This window comes from Arthrospiribacter ruber, from assembly GCF_019343195.1.
Lineage (GTDB): Bacteria > Bacteroidota > Bacteroidia > Cytophagales > Cyclobacteriaceae > Arthrospiribacter > Arthrospiribacter ruber.
On sequence record NZ_RPHB01000003.1, the window covers coordinates 201,692 to 221,359 of the forward strand.

A 19,668-nucleotide genomic window follows, 5' to 3' on the forward strand; every position below is an offset into this window, starting at 1 on the left:
CATACCTGAGAGGCCATTTTTCCTTATCAGCCAAATAAAATTATTCATTAGGCCACTTCATACCTTCGATATAAGGGGCACCTGCATTTTTCATTTCTGACGCCATATCTGCCAGCGACTGATTGAGCTTTTTCAGCTCTTCTGTTGCTCTTTGGATTTGCTTATTGGCAATCTGCAGGGTTTGTTTGGAAGTCTCGGTAGGCCCGTAGAGAGAAGTAGAAATACCACGGTTTACTGCGAAAAGCCGCTCGCCAATGGTAGGCGGGGTTTTTTCACCGACCTGTAGTTTGGCAGGATTGCCATAGACCTCCATGTGTAAGTTGTAGAGTTCGGTTCGTAAGTCATGGAGTTTCGCATCTAATGTGCCTGGTTTGGCCGAAGAATGCTGCAAGGCCTTGCGCATGGCATCCACTGTTTTTATACTTCGGTCTATATTGATGTCAAGGGCAGAAGCATCTTTTGCTGCTGCTTCGTACGAACGCCAAAAAGCCGCCACCTCATTTTCCGGAGCTCCTTCCAGGGCTCCCTTATACATTCGCTCAACTTCAAAGGTGATCGGATCATCCAAAGCCGTGGTGACGCCATCTTCACTTTTGTAAAGGGTAGCTGTGTAAGTTCCGGGAGCCACCATCAGTCCTTTGTCATTGGGTTGCCCTCCACTGATGGTCAAAGCCTGCGGTGCGGGATACCGCAAGTCCCATGAAATCCTATGAAAACCCTTTTTCGTTGGGCCTTCTACACGCCTGATTACATTTCCTGAGGCATCCTGTACCAAGATGAAAATTCCGGGCTTTTGCTGAATCTCTTCTGCTGCTCTTTCCTCCCAACTTGGCATCGGCACATCACGCTCTGCTGCTGTAAGGGATTTTTCTGCAGCTTGCCTTATTTCTGCTTTGGTTTGCAGACCATCTTTCAGGTGGTAGGTAAAAACCGCACCAAAGTCCGGGTTTGGCGCTACATAATAGGAAGAACCCTGCGAGCCTTTTTGGCTGTCAAAATTCAAATGTGACCGGGGGATATACCACCAGGCTTTACGGGTAGAATAAAGTGAGCCTTCTTTTTGAAGGGAAGCAGTACTGACTTCTCTAAGGACACTGTAATCATCGAATATGAAAAATCCCCGGCCAAAGGATGCTCCTACCAGGTCATTTTCTCTCTTTTGGATTGCCAAATCACGGAAAGAGATCGTAGGAACGCCTCCTTCAAGCTTGGTCCACTGTCCACCACCATTGATGCTAAAGTACAGGCCATACTCAGTAGCGATAAAGAGCAGTTCAGGTTTTACATGATCCTGTACCAATCTCCAAACCATCAGCTTGTCCGGTAGGTTTCCTTTAATCATTTTCCAGGTACGTCCACGGTCTGTACTTTTTACAACGAAAGGACGGTAGTCGCCGTATTTGTGATTGTCCAAAGAAACATATACTGTATTGGGATCATGTAAATCTGCTTTAATGTCATTGATAAAGGCCCTTTCAGGAACTCCCATACTGCTCACTTCTACTGCACGCCAGTTTTTGCCGTCATCTTCTGTGACCTGAAGCAGCCCATCGTCTGTACCTGCGTAGATAAGTCCTTCTACCAAAGGTGACTCGGACAAACTTGTAATGGTTCCGTAATTGGACATGGCAAAAACATCCCATGGGGAGTCCCAGCTTTGGGTGGCCCCCATAATCGGCAGACTCAGGCGGTCTTCACCCCGGGTAAGGTCATCACTGATTGCCTCCCAGCTATCGCCACGGTTGTCTGACTTCCAAACACGGTAGGATGCAAAATACAAGCGGCTGGGAGAATGCGGACTCACGTGAATGGGTGCATCCCAGTTGTACCGCTCATGGGGATCATCTTCACCGGCCTGCGGCTGAATATCCACTACTTCCCCGGTAGACATGTCCAATCTGCTGAGTGTTCCCTGTTGGCGTTCGGCATAGACTATATCGGGATTGCCCGGCTCAGTGGCGGTAGCATGACCGTCCCAGTTGAGCACAAGTTTCCAGTCATAATTTTGGATTCCCTGCACATTGTCTGTGCGGGAAGGGCCTCCGTGTGTTCCATTATCCTGAGTCCCGGCGTAGATATTGTAAAATGGCTCTGCATCATCAAGAGAAACTTTGTAGTACTGCGTGACGGGTAAATTGGGCATATAGCGCCAATTTTTGGTGAGGTCAAAGCTTTCATAAAGACCGCCGTCAGTTGCTACCATCACATAGTTGGGGTCGCTTTTCTTGAAAGCCATGCCATGGAAATCGCCGTGGATATGCTCTCTGTTGACAATGTGCCAGTTTTTCCCTCCATCTGAAGAGTATTTCATGCTGGCATCCATCATATAGATCAGGTCAAATTGATGAGGAGAGGCAAACAGCTCCATGTAGTAGTGTGGACCTGTGGCACTGGCCACCACATCCGATGTTTTCTCCCAATTCATGCCCCGATCAGCAGACCGCCAGGTACCACCCGTTCTTCGATCGAGTTCTATGGCAGCGTAGACCACATCCGGTTGCTGCGGAGAGATGGTCAGCCCTATTTTTCCCATTTTACCGGAGGGAAGACCATTGGTCAGTTGCGTCCATGTTTCTCCTCCATCTTCACTTCTGAAAATACCGTTTTTGACCCCTCCGTCCATCATGGCCGCAACTGTCCGCTGCCGCTGCCAGGTGACTGCGTAGATTCTGTCCGGATTTCTTGGGTCTATGGCGATATCCCCTACACCTGTGAACTGATCGTCACCTAGGGTTCTTTTCCAGTTTTTGCCACCATCGGTACTTTTGTAAAAGCCTCTTTCGCCACCTGCACTCCACAAGGGGCCTTGAGCCGCCACAAAAATCACATCGCTGTTGTCCGGATGGACGATGATTTTCCCGATGTGCTCGGAATCTGGTAAGCCACGTTTTTCCCATGTGGTGCCACCATCTTCTGAGCGATAAATGCCGTCACCAAATCCGAAGTGACGTCCTCCACCTTCTTCTCCCGTACCTACCCAAATGACCATCGGGTCCGACGGATCAATGGTTACACAGCCAATTGAGTATGAGCCCTGTTCATCAAAGATCGGGGTAAAAGTCACCCCTGCATTGGTGGTTTTCCAAACGCCTCCGGAGCCGACAGCGACATACCAAGTGCTTTCGTTGGTTGGGTCAATAGCCACATCTGCTATCCTTCCTGACATGAATGCCGGCCCGATGCCACGGAGCTTCAGTCCGCGAAAAGTTGTTTCGGAAAACAGTTCATCTACAGCAGCAGGAGCAGCGCTTTCTCTTCTCTGGGCAAACAACAAAGTGCTTAGCCCACAAAGTATTAAGGTCATGAGCCAAGAAAAATGTTTTGTAGCGTATCTCATAGATTGTTGATTTTGGTAAGACTTATAGTACACTTCTATTAATCTATATCAATTGGTTCAAAAAGTCGCCTAATTTGTGGTAAGCGGTTTGGTGACATGTTTGGTGTTAAAAATTATGAGTATCCGGATCCTTGCACTTTAAACCTTAAGAGCCAAACCGTCAACTTTACATTTAACAGTAAATTGGGATATTGGAGGGTGGGATGAATTTCGACCGGGCCAGCGCAGGCCTTGAGCGTGGATAGGATTCGAAATTCTTGATTTTTTGGCTACTTTTTCATCAAAGCCTGTCCCGAAAATCGGGAGAAAAAGTAGCTTCATAATCAAATTTTGATTAGAATTTATCAGAAAGAACTGGTTCAAAACAATCAATGGCTATGTCCGAAGAAGCGGATAATCATGTAAAAAATTATCCAAACCTGACTTTGTATGCATATGGGTATTTTATTTTGAGGGAAAGCCATATTGAAGCAGTGACAAAAAACAATATAAAGAGTGTCAAGCAAATTCAGGACGTGACATATTGCTTTTTCCTGTTTTTTTCTAAATTACTTGGTAATCGTATCAAACCCGTACACTTATGAAGTTTAACCTAATTTTATTAGCCTTTTTGGCACTTTCGCTGGTGGCCTGTGAGACCTCGAAGGACAATGGGGAACAGGTCACTGAATCTTTCGACATTGAAGCAGTCTCCCGTCTGAAGGTCAGTGGTATTTTCAACCTCCATCTCTCTCAGGGAGATCAAGAGTCATTGAGCATAGAGGGTCACCCGGATTTGATTGCACGCTTTCAGGTCAAGCAAAGGGGAGACTTGTTGGAGCTGCATATTTCAGAAAAAGACAGCAGGACATTCAATAAAAGAGGGGCCAAGGTCAACCTGACCGTTTCAGACCTCTCTGAGTTGGAGTTTGAGGGGGCGGGAAACATTACCACGGTCTCTGGGCTTGAGCTGAATGATTTCCGCTTGATAGGAAGGGGAGTGGGAAAGGTCAGTCTTGAGCTTGAAGCCGACCACTTGGACGCGGACCTTAATTTTGTGGGAAGTCTTACCCTAAAAGGGGCAGCCAGGGAAATGACGCTGCTGAATGAAGGGATAGGAAATATAGATGCTTCTAAGCTAATTGCCCAAAAGGTGGATTTGATCAGTAAGGGCATAGGAAAAGTAGACGTTCACTGTGAGGATGAGCTTTCAATAGAGGTAGATGGAATAGGCTCGGTGGGCTATACTGGCAATCCTACTGTGGTCCATGAAGACATCAAGGGAATCGGTAAGGTGAATAGGAATTAGAATAGATGCTAGATTTGAGACGTGAGATATGAGAATTGAGAAAGGTACCAAGTATAAAGTACAATGTACCAAGAAGGGTTGGAGTGAGTAATAGGCCTCGTAAATCTTTTAAGACTTAAGACGCAAGACAAAAGACACAAGATGGGTTGGAGTATGGAAGAGGCTTCTCCTTGTCACCCCGACGAAGGAGGGGTCTATTCATGATAGGCAAACATGGATTTTTCACTTCGTTCAAAATGACAAGGTGAAGCATTCTTGGTGTCTTAGCGCCTTCGTGGCAATAAATGTTCACGCCTAACCTGTCCCGAAGATCGGGAGACGCAAAGGCGCTAGGCATAAGGTTGGAGTATGAATTAGGCCTTGTCAATCGTAATAAATATATATGAGACATGAGATACGAGACGTGAGAAGCTCTGAGTAAGTTGAGGGCCTCGTCATTCGTAAATAATAGATATGAGAAGTGAGACGTGAGATATGAGAAAGGTATCAAGTACCAAGAAAGGTTGGAGTATGGAAGAGGCTTCACCTTGTCACCCCGACGAAGGAGGGGTCTGTTCATGAAAGGCAAACATGGATTTTTCACTTCGTTCAAAATGACAAGGTGAAGCATTCTTGGTGTCTTAGCGCCTTCGTGGCAATAAATGTTCACGCCTAACCTGTCCCGAAGATCGGGAGACGCAAAGGCGCTAGGCATCAGAAGTCCGAAGGCACAGCCTCCTGACAACATGAATGAAAAGAGCAAAAGACCCCGTCCTTTGCTCCTTTTACTTTTAAGCTCAAAATTTACTTTCTATTCTTCACATACTTCTCCAACCACTCATGCTGTTCCCAAAGGGTATGTAGGGTGGACTCTTTGGCAGCATAACCATGACTTTCATGAGGAAGGAACACCAAACGTGTAGTGGCCCCATGACCTTTCAAGGCATTGTAATACCTTTCTGACTGGATAGGGAAAGTACCGGAGTTGTTGTCCGCCTCACCGTGAATCAATAGGATGGGGGTTTTTACCTTTTCGGCATTCATAAAGGGCGACATGGTGTTGTACACATCAGGGGCTTCCCAATAGGTCCTTTGCTCATACTGAAATCCAAATGGTGTTAGGGTCCTGTTGTAGGCACCGCTCCGTGCAATCCCCGCTGCGAATAGGTCAGAATGTGACAACAGGTTGGCGGTCATAAAGGCACCATAAGAATGACCTCCCACTCCAATCCTGTTCCGGTCTCCTATACCGGCATCTACGATAAAGTCTATCGCCGCTTCGGCATTGGCCACCAACTGCTCCACGAAGAAATCATTGGGCTCTTCGTCTCCTTCACCTACAATAGGCATTTCGGTCTGGTCCATGATGGCATAGCCTTGGGTGACCCAGAAAATCGGTGAACCCCAACTGATACGGGTGAAGGTATATTTGGAACCACGAACCTGTGAGGCCACGGCAGCAGATTTATATTCTCTTGGATAGGCCCACATCAGTACTGGCAAGCTACCGTCTTTTTCAGGATCATATCCTTCCGGGGTATATACTGTTGCAGACAGGTCCAAGCCGTCATTTCTTTTGTATTTGACCAGCTCCTTTTTGATGCCTTTCAGCGCTTCATAAGGGTGCTCAAACTCGGTCAGTTGTCTTGGAGCAATCCTTCTTCTGGTATTTACTACCCAATAGTTGGGTTGCAGGTCTGTACTTTCCTTAAGGGTGACAAATTCAGTAGCATCTGCATTCAGCACTTTTACTACCCTTTCGTAATAAGGGGCTTCAGACCTCCAAAGTATGCGTTCTGATTTCTTTTTGGTATCAAAAGCAGATAAATAAGGCATGCTTCCTTCCGGAGATCCGCCTTCTGAAGTCATGTAAACCTCATCTCCTTTTCTTTGCAGTACACTTCTGCCATATTGGTTGGAAGTGAAAACAGGAGTTCCCGGGTCATTGTAGATATCATCTGAGGACCTTTCGATGATTACTGTTGCTTTTTCATCCGGTTTGGAAGGGTTGATTCTGCTTACCTTTTGCTGTCTGCTGGCAAACCAACCCTCATTAAGTAGGGCAAAATTGTCATCTGACCAATAAATTCCCCTGTACCTGTAAGCCAAGCTGGCCAGCTTACTTGGTGTAGCCGAAAAAGGCGCATCCAGGGTATAGACGATTTCCCTTTCTTCCATTTCCACCTTGGGATCACCACCGTCCTGAGCTTCTACCCAATAGAGGGTGGCCGGCTTGTCAGCCCTCCAGGAAATGGATCTAGGGCCTGTAACGGTTGCGTCAAAGCCTGTTGGCCTTACCTCGTCCAAAGGTATTTCTGCCATTGTTTTGATTTTGCTGCCGCTTTGGTCCCAGATTTCTACATTGTAGGGGAACCTAGAGGCAGGCACCAAGTAGGAAAATGGTTTTTGGATAAGGTCTACCATGATGTACTGGTCATCCGGAGAAAGGCTGATAGACTTGATCAGTCCAGCTTCACCGACGGGACTAACATTACCATTCAGGTCGGCTTTCATCACTTGAGAATTCATCAAGAAGGCAAAAACCTCCTCGTCGTATGGGTTTACCAAAAGGTCTTGGTAGGTTCTGGAAGGTGCTGCATTGCCTACCGTTTCCTGTACCGTAGGTCCGGATGGGGCCAAAGGAGCTTCTGGCATATTTCCTCTTTGGGGATTGATGCCTTTGAAAATGATGCTGTGGTCAGCAGTCCAGGAAATGTCTGTGCCGTATACTCCGTTGACGATTTCATCGGTGATTTTTTTGGCTTCAAGGCTTTCCATGTCCACGATCCAGAGGCTGATACCCGTATTGCTGGTATTGGTCAGGGCCAGGTATTTCTCATCTTTGGATAGGGAGAAGTTTCCCAGTCTTGGGTTTTCGGGCAGGTTTTTTACCTGGCTTTCTTCACCGGAGCGAACATTTTTGACTTTTACATTTTGTATAAAACCACTTCTGCTGGGGCCATTGGTAGCGGGATTGATCCTGATTCCGGCCAATCGAAGCTCAGGTTGTGCCAGTTCCTCAATGGAAGGGCTTCCTGGCCGCTCTAGAAGGAGCATTTTATCACCTGATCTGGTGAAGTTGACAAAAGGGGTTAGGGGAGCATTTGCCAGTTCTTCAATCACTTTTGGAGGTGTTTGGTAGGTCAGGGGTTCTTGTGCCCGAGCCTTTCCAAATACCAAAAGAAGAAGCAAAACTGCGGCATACCGTGTTCTAAAGATATTATTCATTTGGGTTGTAATTTTGATAAGAAAGCTGAAAATAACTTTTAGTCTTGTAAATCACAATTTAAAAGATTTGAGATGGGAGATTTGAGAAAAATATCAAGTACCAAGTACAATGTACCAAGAAGGGTTTGAGTACGAATTAGGTCTCGTAAATCTTTTAAGACATAAGACGCTAGACATAAGATATAAGATGGGTTGGAGTATGGAAGAGGCTTCTCCTTGTCATCCTTAGTATTTAACATTTCGGGGAATGTTCAGAAATGGTAATGACTCAGCATGACGTAGGTGGCCGGTTGAAGATCTTTATAGGTTTTCAGGCCAATCGGGTATTATCCCGTGGGACTATTCATTTAAAATCTTTGCGTCCTTGCGGGAAAAAAAGTGGTTCGCGCCAAGGCGCGACGGCGCTAGGCATAAGGTAGGAGTATGTTGAAGGCCTCGTAAATCGTAATAAATAGATATGAGACATGAGATACGAGACGTGAGAAGCTCTGAGTAAGTTGAGGGCCTCGTAAATCGTAAATCGTATTTCGTAAATCATTTTAAGACTTAAGACGCTAGACAAAAGACATAAGATGGGTTGGAGTATGGTGAAGGCCTCGTAAATCGTACTTCGTAAATCCCCAATTAGAGGTTATGCGCTGTAAAGGACTTGGTCATGCCCAGCCATTTTTCCTTATATATTGATGCATTTGGAAAAAGCTTTTTCATTTCCTTTTCATTGATCAGCCTGATTTCATCCAGGTATTGCTGCGCATCTCTTTCGGACCATTTCCTCAATCGGCTGATTTTGGTTTTGGTCAGCACCATATAGGTGAGCTTCTTAGGAGCATACTGAATCAAAGGAATGGCATAATGGGCCTCTACAGGAAAGTGTTTGTTCGGTGTTTGGATAAAATATTTTTTCCCTACACGCATGCATTCCTTGGCCATCTGCTTCTGGTTTTTCCATGTGTATAGGTGTTCTATCACCGAGTTGGAAAAAACGAGGTCAAAATGTGCATCTTCAAACTGACTTAGATCCGTGGCGTCACCAGCGATGCTTTTGATGCCATAAGGAAGGTTAGATTCAGCTTCCAGGTTGAGCAGGGTAACTTTTACCCTACCTTCCAAAAGTATATTTTTATCTTCCCAAAAATAGGCTGTGCCACCGACATCGAGAATGTGCACGGTCATGCCTGCCGGGAAATTCTTATTGATAAGATCTTCAAAGATCTGGAACCTCTTGTGTCTGAGGTTGTATCCCAGAGAATCCGGTTGATCCGAAGAAGCCATTAAGGCTTTAAAATTATTCATAGCTGAATTTTCTTCCTTTGTTCACGCAATCTGCAACTTGCAGCCAAATTATTCTTGCAAAAGTAATACCGCTATTGGATTCTTTCTTAATTTTACCATCAAATTGAGAAAAAATAAGTAATATCCTGTTGAATTCGGAAATAGTGATAAACTGTAAGCCCATTTCATCCGTATTTTCCGAATAGTAAATGATTTTTATGAAAAAACGTTTCGATAGATTCTTTCCCTGGCTTTTTGTAATCGGAGATGTTGCTATTTTGTCCCTTTCCTTTTTTGTAGCCTCTTTGTTTCTCAAGGACTTTGGTGATTTTATTCCACCTGATTCCTCCATGCTGCTGATATTTATTCTGGTATGGCTGGTGATCACCTTGTTGAGAAAAGATTACAGGTGGGGAAGGACCATAAAGCCTGAAAAAATCATTGAAAAACAGCTGGGTTCCTTGGTCTGGTTTTTGGCTATTGTGGCCATAATATGGATGCCTGTGGCCTTGGACAGCCTCAGGCTGACTTATTTTATAGCGCTAAGTGCATCTTTGTTTTTCCTCTTGGGCTTTTACAGGGTGTCGGTTCACTTGGTACTGCGGAAATACAGGGCCAAAGGCTTCAACTTCAGAAATGCGGTGATCTTGGGAAAAGGAAAAGAAAGTGCCCAATTGGAGCACATCATAAGGATGAGGAAGGATTTTGGAATCCGGTTTTTGGGGTATTATGATGATGCTGTCATTGGCCCATCGGCCAAAGGAAATATATCAAAGTTTTTTGAAGATGCACTGGAAAATGAGATTGACCTCATTTATATCAATGAACACCTGGATGAGAAGCTTATCAAAAAGGTAATCCACTTTGCCGATGAGCATTACATCAAAGTCAAAATCATTCCGGGAACTACCTTGCAGATGGAAAAGAAGCTTTCTTTTTCCAAGTACGGTGATTTCTTTGTGATCAATGTCAACGAGATACCTTTGGATTTTGCTTACAACAAGATCCTGAAAAGGAGTTTTGATGTGGTTTTTTCCTTATTCGTCACCGTTTTTATCCTAAGCTGGCTCATACCATTGGTAGGTCTTTTGATCAAGTTGGAATCAAAAGGGCCGGTTTTCTTTATTCAGGAAAGAAATGGGGAAAACAATCAGGTCTTTAAGTGTTTGAAGTTCAGGTCTATGACCCCGAATGATTATGCTGATACCCATCAGGCAGTAAAAAATGACCCTAGGGTGACCAGAATAGGGGCTTTTTTGAGACAGACTTCTTTGGATGAAATGCCACAGTTTTTGAATGTACTCATAGGTGATATGTCGATTGTGGGCCCTAGGCCCCATACAGTCCCTATGAACAAGCTCTTTCAGACCCAGATTGATAAGTACAATTCCCGTCACAAGATCAAGCCCGGTATTACCGGATTGGCCCAGGTGAAAGGATTCAGAGGGGAGATCGAAAATGGTTTTCAGATCCGTTCAAGAGTGAGGTTGGACTTTTTCTACATCCAAAAATGGTCGATATGGATGGACCTGAGCATTTGTGTAAGGACTGTATACGAACTTTTACTCAATAGAGAGAATGCCTATTGAGAATTTTTCATGTCCTTATTGTGGTTCCGGACACTTACATGAAATTCATCAGGTAAGTGAAATGATGTTTGGTACCGGAGAGCTTTTCAAGTATGCGGAGTGTCAGAACTGTGGTTCTCTTGCCCTGACAGAGGTCCCTCAAGATCTTGCAGCCTATTATCCTGCTTCTTACTACTCCCTTCAGCCTTTGGTAGAATCTTCATTTGGAAAAAATCTATTGAAGAAGATCCGATATGATGTTTTCAGGATTTCAGGAAAAGAGAAAATCAAGCCAGTTTTTGGAGATTGGTTTTCAAGGATAAAGCCTTCCAAATCTGCGAAAATTGCGGATATAGGATGTGGCAATGGTCAGTTGCTGTATGAACTGTATGCTGCCGGATTTTGCTATTTAAGGGGCTATGACCCATTTATGGAAAAGGAACAGCATTTTGGCAAAAAGCTTGTGCTTAGCAAAAAGGATGTTTTTGAGATTCAGGAGAAATTTGACCTGATTATGATGCACCATGCTTTAGAGCATATGGAATCACCGAAGAAAATATTGGAGCAATGCAGCAAACTTCTTAATCCTCAAGGTTGGCTGCTTGTCAGGCTTCCCGTGGCTGATGCCAAGGTATGGGCAGATGAGGGAGTGAACTGGGTGCAGCTGGATCCTCCCAGGCATTTGCATATTCCATCGACCAAAGGCCTGAAGCAGCTTGGAACTGAGTCTGGCTTAGTGTGTAAAGAAGTGGTCTTTGACAGTTCTACATTTCAGTTTTGGGGTACCGAATTGGTCAAAAACAAAAGGCCCCTTCATGGAGTCATCCCTGAAGAGGCTTTTAGTAGGCAGGATTTGGCGATGTGGAGGAAGAAAGCGCTACTCTACAACAAAAAGTCTGTTGGTGACCAAGCCTGCTTTTATTTTTATAAGGCTTAAAGCTTCTTTAAGGCATCCATAAATGTCATGGTTTCGCCTTTTTTCTTGAATATCAGCATAGGGACGGAATTGTTGATATTGACCAGCTTTTCTGCCACACTTCCCAACAATACAGCTGCTGATGCGGTACGTCCCCGGCTTCCCATCAGGATCATATCGGCCTTTTCTTCCAGAGATACTCTGATGATAAATCTTCCTTCGTTGCCATCATCTTTGCACTTGTAGAGGCAGTCAATGGTTTCTAGGTTATGCTTTTCAAAAAACTTCTTAAAGTCATTTTTAGCATGCCCTTCCATGATGTCAGCAAATTCCTCATAGGATTTGCCTGTTTTGTAATAGCCTGAAGGAACTGAGTAAACGTGAAGCCCTACAAGTTTGGCATTTGTTTTTTTGGCCAGCTGTTGGGCAAATTCCAAGCTCAATAAAGAGTGCTCCGAAAAATCCATTGGGATAAGTATTTTTTCCGGGATTTTTGGGGCTGCCTTTTCGGTGAGGAACAAAACGGGGCAAGGAGCTCTATGGGCCATGTTTTTGGCCAAGGATCCACTTCCTTCCAAGCTTTCTTTCCGGCCCATGATGATCAGGTCCACATCCTTGATCTTGGCCCACCTCAGGACAGTATCCATGGGCTTTCCCTCTTCTACCACAATTTCGATTTCCAGACCTTTAGGAAAGGAATGTTCTTTTACAATGCCATTGATATCAGCCTTGATACTTTCATCCGCTGGAGCTACCAGATCAGGAAAGTTTTTGGTGATTTCTTCCGGCAAGGATAAATCTTTGGCTACATGTATCAAATACAGTTTTTCAATGCCTAAAATATCAGAGAGCAAGGCAGTCTTCTGTACCAGAATGTCATCCATTTTGGACAGGTCCAATCCTACCATTGCCTTTGCAAAATTCTTCATAAGTTAATTGGCTCTAAAGATGTTCAATTTACGCTATTAATCGATTCTTAGGAAAAATACCTTGCCTAATTTACATGAAAGCAACGTCAAAAAAAGCCCTGAGGCATTCAAAATCCATATATTTGTGTTAAATGGCAAAGAAGCTGGCAAAATATTTCATTGCATTGGTCCCGGAGGGGAAGCTGCAGGAGAAAGCTACGGCAATCAAGCTTGACCTGAGAGAAAAATTCAACATCAAGTATGCGCTTAAATCACCCGCTCACATTACGGTAAAAATGCCTTTTTTATGGAATGAGCACAAAGAAGAAAAGCTTATCCGTGATTTGTCTTCTTTTGCTTCATCTTGGGACTGTTTGGAACTGAGGCTCCGGGGGTTTTGGAAGTTTGGCAACAGGGTGATTTTCATTGATGTGGTCCCCAACCCTTTGCTCATGGTCTTACAGTCCGAACTGGTTGCTTATTGCAAAACCAGCCTGAACCTTGTCCAAGAGTTGAGCGACCGGAATTACACCCCCCACATGACGCTGGCATTCAAAGATATCAAAGCCCAAAACTTCGATACCTATTGGGCATATGTGAAGCGTCTTTCTTTTGATGAAAGGTTTCCTGTGGACAATCTTGCTTTACTGAAAAAGATATCCGGTAAATGGGAGGTCTTGGCAAAAGTTTCTTTGAGAAAAAATCAGGATTTAGAAGATTTGAGTTCCAAAAACAACTTAAGGTAAGCTTCTGCCACATTGTCCCAATTGTACATATCCGTCAGACCGGATCTGGCGGTTTTTCTCAAAGCTTCCATTTCTTCCGGCAGTTGTTCCACACGGTGAATGGTTTCTGTGACCTGTTCGGTTTCTTTTTCAAAGAAGACACCATGTTTTCCATTCTGAAGCATTTCCCTGTTGAAGACCGTGTCCAGGGCCAAAATAGCGCATCCGTATCCCAAAGCTTTAAGCATGGCCGGGTTGGTACCCCCGTATTCATGTCCATGAAAATAGGCATAACTCAAATTATAGAGGGTTTTGAGTTCCTCGGGATCCTTGACATAGCCTGTGAAAAGTACCCTTTCGTCCTTTATATTTTTCAATTTGTTGGCAAATTCATCTTCGAAAGGAACATCACCTACGATTACCAGTTTTCTTTTTGTTTTGGATTGCAGAAATCCTCCTAAAATCAAATCGGCATTGTTGTCCGGTACCAGCCTTCCGACAATAAGGAAGTAGTCGTAGGGCTTAAGGTTCCATTTTTTCAGCAGTTCCGGGTTGGAGTGGTTGGCAGGATTGGCCCCATAAGCAATGACTGTAGAGTCAGTTTTGAACTTTTCCTTATAGATCCTGTGCATTTCGAAAGAGTCGGTTACGATCCGGTCGTAAAACTTAGTGGCCAGTCTGGAGGCAAACTTAAAATACCTGGATCCCAGGCCCCTCCATTTTGGACGTAACCACTCCAGTCCATCAACATTAATGGCGGTAGGTTTTCTGAAAATCTTGGAAAGTAAACCGTAAGGGCCATTGCCGCTGTTGACCACAAAAATCACATCCACATCTGAAAGGCAGGCGTGCATCATGGATATAAAGGAGTGGGAAAGCTGCGTAAGCGTCTTCGTCTCGATAGCTGGGGTATAAAAAAGCTTAATTCCATTTACCATAGGAGGTTTTTCAGGAAAAAGCGCCCTATGGCAATATACCCGTACTTCCACACCTTTGGCCACCAGTCTTTCTCCCAGTTCTCTTACCAGTGTATCATATCCTCCATAAACGTAGGGGTAACCTTTAGCTCCCAAGATGGCTACCTTAAGCGGGGTTTTTAAGGTAGTATCTGACATATATATTCTTTCATTTTCTCTACAAAGTGCTCAAAGCTGTATTCTTCCAAAATTTTTTGCTGTCCAGCCTGTCCCATAGCTTGAGCCAATTGGGGGTCCTTACACAGTTGGAGGACTTTTTCACTTGCCTCGCTGACATCCCCTATATTGACCAAAAAACCGGTTTTTCCTTGGGAAACCATTTCCGATGCTCCACCTGAACGGGTAGCGACTACGGGTTTTCCTGAGGCCATTGCTTCCAAGACCACCGTAGGTAAGGAATCCGGTAATATGGATGGGAGCACAAAAATATCAGTTGTTTTTAAAATTTGCGGAATATCTTCACGAAATCCGAGATTTATCACATGATTGTCAAGATTTTCTGCGGAAATCTTCAAATTTATCCCGTTTTCAATGCTTTCATATCCCGGATAAGGATCTCCGACCATCAAGAATACCGTGTCCGGTTCTTGGGAAATGACAGTTTTTGCAATTTCAAGAAAAAACAGCTGCCCTTTTCCGGGATTGATCCTGCCGATCATGGTGATGACTTTGGTGTTTTCCGCAATACCCAAACTCTTCCTGAGGTCTTGGTGTCCATTCACAAAAGGGCTGTAATCTATGCCATTGTGTATGACGGTAGGCTTGGCAATGTCCAGGTAATGTTTCCAATGTTTGGCTACAGCCTGTGACACTACGATAGGTTTCGGGGTGCTTTTGTCTACCTGTGTGGCCAGAAACCTTACCAAAAAGCGGGGGCTTTGAATGATTTCATGTATATGCCATACATGGGGAATATCCCTTCTTCTGGCAAAAGTAGCACCCACTATCACAGCAAGGGTGTTGGAATAAATCAGTGAAATAGGCTCCTTTTGGTGAATTTCATCCAAAAAACGATAGGCCTTGTACATTTTTTTTCCTCGGTCCAGAATACCCTTCGGATGAAAGTGTTTTCTCCTGAGAATTCCTAGGTTGATGATTTTGTAATCAAATCCAAGGCGCTCCAGTTCAGGCCTGAGAGGTCCATCCCCAGGGAATATGATCAGGGGGCTGTATCCCATATCCCTGAAAATCTGCATGACATACAGCAGGATTTTGGAAGCCCCATACAATTCCGAAGAGCTATGCAAAAAAATTACCTTGCCTTTTCTACCCATTCTTTTTAAAATATATTCTCATGACTCCTCCTTTGCCCAATAGCGTTGACAGCATCTCCAAAAGAAATGCCAATGGCATGAGAAGGGCAATTTTAAAGAGAAGTGCCTGACTTCTTCTGTTTTTCAAATCAAATATAATGTTGCCCCGGTATCCTATTTTTCCCAACAGCGACCTTAGCATTCCCAAAACACCAAGGTGTATGGAGAAATATTGGGAGGTAATTTTCCTGAATCCCAGTTTTTCTACTTCGCTCACCAGTAGGTCTTCGTCCCAATGGCTGAGGTGCTTTGGAATGTCCAGGTGCATCCAGTCTTTTCCCGCCATTTTGGCCTGCCAGCTTGCCAGATTGGGGACTTCGATCAGGAGTAATCCGTCTTTCTTGAGATTTTCCTTGCAAAGCTTATCCAGCAAGGGGATAGGTTCAGGAAGATGTTCCAATACATGGAACAGGCTTATAAAATCATATTCTCCCCCTTCAATTTTTCCGCCCTCATAGTAAGATTGGTGGATGTTCAGCCCGTACATATTTCTGGCAAACTCAGCGCGGGGGATGGATGTTTCCACTCCCACTCCTTTCCATCCTGCATGCTTGGCCTGAAGGAGAAACTGCCCTTTTCCAGATCCAAAGTCCAGGCATTTTATAGCATTAGATTTACTATGTTTTCTTACAGTTTGGATTACTTTTTTTGCTTCACGGAAGATTATTTTCTCAAATACCGAATTTCTGTTGTCCACTACAGCATATACCTCATCCTGATAGAGTGCTTCCGGATCAAATTCTGTGGGCAGGAATGTCCAGTTGAGTTGACAGGCAGCACACTTTACCAAAGATCCGTCTTCAGTGGCCAAGGAGGGAGGAGTATGACAAAGGGGGCATTCGGTTTGCCTCATAAAATACCGGCGCTTTGAGGTGCAAAATTAGGGAAATAACTTTTCCAAAGCGCAAAGGTATTAAAATCCTGATTGTATATACTTATTTAGTGAATAATAGCATTTTTCTAAATCAGGAAATGCTTCTCTTAAACCGGTCTTGTCCTGAATATGCTCCATTTTTTCAGACTTTTCGGCCATTCGGTGAAGCTTGAGGCTGAGGGCCATTCCTTTGATTTTATGGAGTAAGCTTTCTATTTCTGCTTTATCATATTTGGATAAGGCCAATTTGAGCAGATTGAGGTTTTCCCTTAACTCCTGCACTCCTTCTGTTAGTATTTGTTTTAAAAGCTCTACATCACCGCCCAATACCTTTAAAAGTCCCTCTTTGTCAAATACCTCATCATTGATTTCTTCCTCTTCCTGGTTGAGATTAAAAATCAATTCGGTGACTTCGAGGAGCTTATCTTTTTCTATGGGCTTGGTAAGGAAGTGATCCATACCCGCATTCATGCAGTTTTCCTTTTCACTTTGCAATGCTCCAGCAGTCAGTGCCACGATCGGTACTCTGGATTTTCCGTCTTTTTCTATTTCCCGGATTGCCTGTGTAGCCTCAAAGCCATCCATTACCGGCATCTGTACATCCATAAATATCAGGTCCGGGCTTTCTCTTTTATATAAATTGACTGCTTCTTTTCCGTGTTGGGCCTCTATGATTTTGGCCTCAGGATAATAATTTTTGATAACTGTCTTGAGCAGGAGCATGTTGAGAGAAACGTCCTCGGCGATCAAAATCTTCAATTCAGAATTGCTATTGCCTCCTTTTCCTTCTTTGGTTTTGGAAGTATCCGGTGAGAGAGAGCCGGAAATCTGATTGTTGCTCAGCTTGTTGAGACTGTAAAAGAGCTCGGAGATTTTGGCAGGTTTGATCAGTTTTACATCTATCTCCAGTTCCTTGATATGTTGGTCAAGCTGTGCATCGTCTGCCGAGCTGTACAGGATGATTTTGGGTTGTTTGTCAGGGTATTTGCTTGCCAGTAATTTTTTCATCTCCCTCACGGTGCTGATCCCATCCATAAAAGGCATGTGGTAATCCACAATAAACACGTCGTAATCTGCCCCTTTGTCCAGCAAGGTCAGGGCCGCGATACCATTGTCCACCGTTTCTGACTGTATATTCCAATGTGCCAGTATATCTTTCAGGATAATCCTGTTGTTTTTATTGTCATCGATGATCAGGACATTTTTGATGCTGGTAATAGTTGAAATTTGGTTTTCAGACTCAATACTGTAGGGTTTTCTGATAGAAAATGAGAAGACAGAACCTTTGCCTACTTCAGAATCCAATATGATCTGGGAATCCATTTTTTCGGCAAGCATCTGGGAGATTACCAAGCCCAGGCCTGTTCCTCCAAATTTTCTGGTGGTAGAGGAGTCTGCTTGGGAAAAGGATTTGAACAATTTACTCTTTTGTTCTTCTGAGATACCTATACCGGTGTCCCGGATGGCAAAAGTGAAAATTCCCTCTTCACCATCCTCCTGAAAACTTATGCTGAGTTCGACTTCTCCTTTTTCGGTAAATTTGATGGCATTGCTCAGCAAATTGACCAGAATCTGCTTCAAGCGGATCTGGTCTACTGTGACAAAACGGGGAATATCCACCTGAATATTAAGGAGAAATTCAATGTTCTTTTTGGCGGTATTGTATTTGACAATATCTGCAGTCTGCTCTGCCAGCTCTACTATATCGGTTTCCACCTCTTCCAAATCCAGCTTCCCTGCTTCTATTTTCGAAAAGTCGAGTATGTCATTGATGATACCCAAAAGGGAATGGGCAGAAGTATTGGCACTGGTGACATACTGGAGCTGCTCATTGTTGAGTTCAGTATTGATCAGCAGGTCAGTGAAACCGATGACACCATTAAGGGGAGTTCTGATCTCATGGCTCATATTGGCCAAAAATTCCGACTTGGACCTGTTGGCTGCTTCGGCCTCTTCTTTTGCTTTGATCAAGCTGCGCTCCAACTCTGTTCTTTTTTTGACGTTGACCAACATCTCGGCATATACCAGCAATATCTGTTGCTCCACTTCAGAGTATTGATGCTTTTCCTTTACCCAGTCAAAACCCACAAAACCCATTAGGTCGCTTCCATAAAGCATAGGAAAGGTGATCATGGTTTTGATTCCTTGAGGTTCAATGATTTCCCTGAGCACCTCATCATCTAGAGTGTCAATATCAGGAACTCCGAAAATTTCCCTGTTGAGGTGTTTTTCCACCCAATGAGGCATAAACTCCATTGGCACCTCCTGCAGGTTTTCTATCTCCGGAGAAATTCCTTCCGCACACCATTCATAGGTATTGACACCTATCTGGTTTTCATGGTCATAAATGAAAATATAAGCCCTGTCCGCCTCTACAAATCTTGCCAGCTGCTCAAGAGAGTGCTGTATGTTCTTTTCGAGGTCCTTTATATCCATGTTGATATAGGTAGAAGATATATCAATCATGATCTGCTGAAGTTTCAGCTGCTTTTCTATGGTCATTTGTGCGGCCTCCTGCAAGCTGATGTCTTGGATCAGACCTATAAGTCGCACAGTTCTCCCTTCTTCTACTATAGGGTTGATGGAAATTTTGACTGTTTTTTCTTTTCCAGTAGGGGTAATCAATAAGGCTGTCACCTCATTTTTCCTTTGTTCTTCTATAGACTCCTGAACGGCTTTTTCAAGCCTAGGCTTGTCTGTGTCTTTGAGAAATTCCAGGTTTTTGTTAGGCTCTGGTTTATAGCTTTTGTCCACCTCATATATGGCAAAGACCTCATCGGTCCATTTCATTTCTTTGGTGACCAAATCCCATTCCCAGCCACCCAGGTTAGCCATTTTCTGGGCGTCATTGAGGAGCTTGCTGTCCCTTTCCAATGCTACAGCATTTTTTTTCCGCACAGAGATATCTCTTGAACTGGCGATGATGAATCCGTCTCCATTGATCTGAATGTATTTGACGGTAACCTCTACAGGAATGGTTTTACCTGTATTTATGTTTTTGTTGACTCCCTCCAAAGTGAGAAATTCCACCTTTTTCAATTCATCAACATGCTGATGCCAAGCTTGGGGGTCTTGGAAGATTTTTTCAAAATCACTGACATGGTACTTTTCCACGTCCTCCATGCTGATGCCCAGTCGCTCACTGGAGGTTTTGTTGATATAAAAAAGCTGTCCGGAAGCCAAAGAGATCTGCACTCCGTCTGTGGAGTTTTCGATCAGGTGTTGCATCAGTTTTATTTTTTCTTCTTTGGGATCTAGGTGAGACATCTGAGGAGTAAAAGTT

12 protein-coding genes are annotated in these 19,668 nt (G+C 44.0%); 4 read left to right on the forward strand and 8 right to left on the reverse strand.

The window, feature by feature from the left end; translation table 11 throughout:
* Nucleotides 1-40 precede the first annotated feature (40 nt).
* Nucleotides 41-3,304 (reverse strand): VPS10 domain-containing protein, encoded by a 3,264-nt coding sequence (locus tag EGN73_RS06760; protein ID WP_246611496.1) that lies wholly within the window; start codon nucleotides 3,302-3,304, stop codon nucleotides 41-43.
* A gap of 613 nt (nucleotides 3,305-3,917) precedes the next feature.
* Here EGN73_RS06760 and EGN73_RS06765 point away from each other — a divergent pair.
* Nucleotides 3,918-4,625: a head GIN domain-containing protein gene (locus EGN73_RS06765; protein WP_219287786.1), complete on the forward strand. Its 708-nt coding sequence runs from the start codon at nucleotides 3,918-3,920 to the stop codon at nucleotides 4,623-4,625.
* Nucleotides 4,626-5,408: 783 nt separating this feature from the next.
* Here EGN73_RS06765 and EGN73_RS06770 read toward each other — a convergent pair.
* Nucleotides 5,409-7,832, reverse strand: a complete 2,424-nt coding sequence (locus EGN73_RS06770) for an alpha/beta hydrolase family protein (protein WP_219287787.1) — start codon at nucleotides 7,830-7,832, stop codon at nucleotides 5,409-5,411.
* A gap of 624 nt (nucleotides 7,833-8,456) precedes the next feature.
* Nucleotides 8,457-9,125, reverse strand: a complete 669-nt coding sequence (locus EGN73_RS06775) for a class I SAM-dependent methyltransferase (protein WP_219287788.1) — start codon at nucleotides 9,123-9,125, stop codon at nucleotides 8,457-8,459.
* A 197-nt stretch (nucleotides 9,126-9,322) separates the two neighbouring features.
* Between EGN73_RS06775 and EGN73_RS06780 the strand changes: the two genes are divergently transcribed.
* Together EGN73_RS06780 and EGN73_RS06785 are read left to right on the forward strand one after the other, a co-directional pair.
* Nucleotides 9,323-10,693: an exopolysaccharide biosynthesis polyprenyl glycosylphosphotransferase gene (locus tag EGN73_RS06780; protein WP_219287789.1), complete on the forward strand. Its 1,371-nt coding sequence runs from the start codon at nucleotides 9,323-9,325 to the stop codon at nucleotides 10,691-10,693.
* On the forward strand, nucleotides 10,683-11,609 hold the full coding sequence (locus EGN73_RS06785; RefSeq protein WP_219287790.1) for a class I SAM-dependent methyltransferase: 927 nt from the start codon (nucleotides 10,683-10,685) through the stop codon (nucleotides 11,607-11,609). Before EGN73_RS06780 ends, EGN73_RS06785 begins: the two co-directional genes overlap by 11 nt.
* On the opposite strand, the gene EGN73_RS06790 is transcribed toward EGN73_RS06785, so the two are convergent.
* Nucleotides 11,606-12,517 carry a universal stress protein gene (locus tag EGN73_RS06790; protein ID WP_219287791.1) on the reverse strand — a complete coding sequence of 304 codons (912 nt, stop codon included), beginning with the start codon at nucleotides 12,515-12,517 and terminating at the stop codon, nucleotides 11,606-11,608. The two genes, EGN73_RS06785 and EGN73_RS06790, sit on opposite strands and share 4 nt — an antisense overlap.
* A gap of 131 nt (nucleotides 12,518-12,648) precedes the next feature.
* On the opposite strand from EGN73_RS06790, the gene EGN73_RS06795 reads away from it, so the two are divergent.
* Nucleotides 12,649-13,242, forward strand: a complete 594-nt coding sequence (locus EGN73_RS06795) for a 2'-5' RNA ligase family protein (RefSeq protein WP_219287792.1) — start codon at nucleotides 12,649-12,651, stop codon at nucleotides 13,240-13,242.
* On the opposite strand, the gene EGN73_RS06800 is transcribed toward EGN73_RS06795, so the two are convergent.
* The 4 genes from EGN73_RS06800 to EGN73_RS06815 are packed head-to-tail and all read right to left on the reverse strand — an operon-like array spanning nucleotide 13,200 to nucleotide 19,652.
* The gene (locus EGN73_RS06800) at nucleotides 13,200-14,336 is read right to left on the reverse strand and encodes a glycosyltransferase (protein ID WP_219287793.1); all 1,137 of its coding nucleotides are present in this window, start codon (nucleotides 14,334-14,336) and stop codon (nucleotides 13,200-13,202) included. The two genes, EGN73_RS06795 and EGN73_RS06800, sit on opposite strands and share 43 nt — an antisense overlap.
* Nucleotides 14,318-15,472 carry a glycosyltransferase family 4 protein gene (locus tag EGN73_RS06805; RefSeq protein ID WP_219287794.1) on the reverse strand — a complete coding sequence of 385 codons (1,155 nt, stop codon included), beginning with the start codon at nucleotides 15,470-15,472 and terminating at the stop codon, nucleotides 14,318-14,320. The genes EGN73_RS06800 and EGN73_RS06805 overlap by 19 nt, the downstream gene beginning before the upstream one ends.
* A complete protein-coding gene (locus tag EGN73_RS06810; RefSeq protein WP_219287795.1) occupies nucleotides 15,465-16,364 on the reverse strand; it encodes a class I SAM-dependent methyltransferase in 900 nt (299 codons plus the stop codon). The genes EGN73_RS06805 and EGN73_RS06810 overlap by 8 nt, the downstream gene beginning before the upstream one ends.
* Before the next feature lie 60 nt (nucleotides 16,365-16,424).
* Complete coding sequence (locus EGN73_RS06815) at nucleotides 16,425-19,652, reverse strand: response regulator (protein WP_219287796.1); 3,228 nt, start codon at nucleotides 19,650-19,652, stop codon at nucleotides 16,425-16,427.
* Nucleotides 19,653-19,668 lie beyond the last annotated feature (16 nt).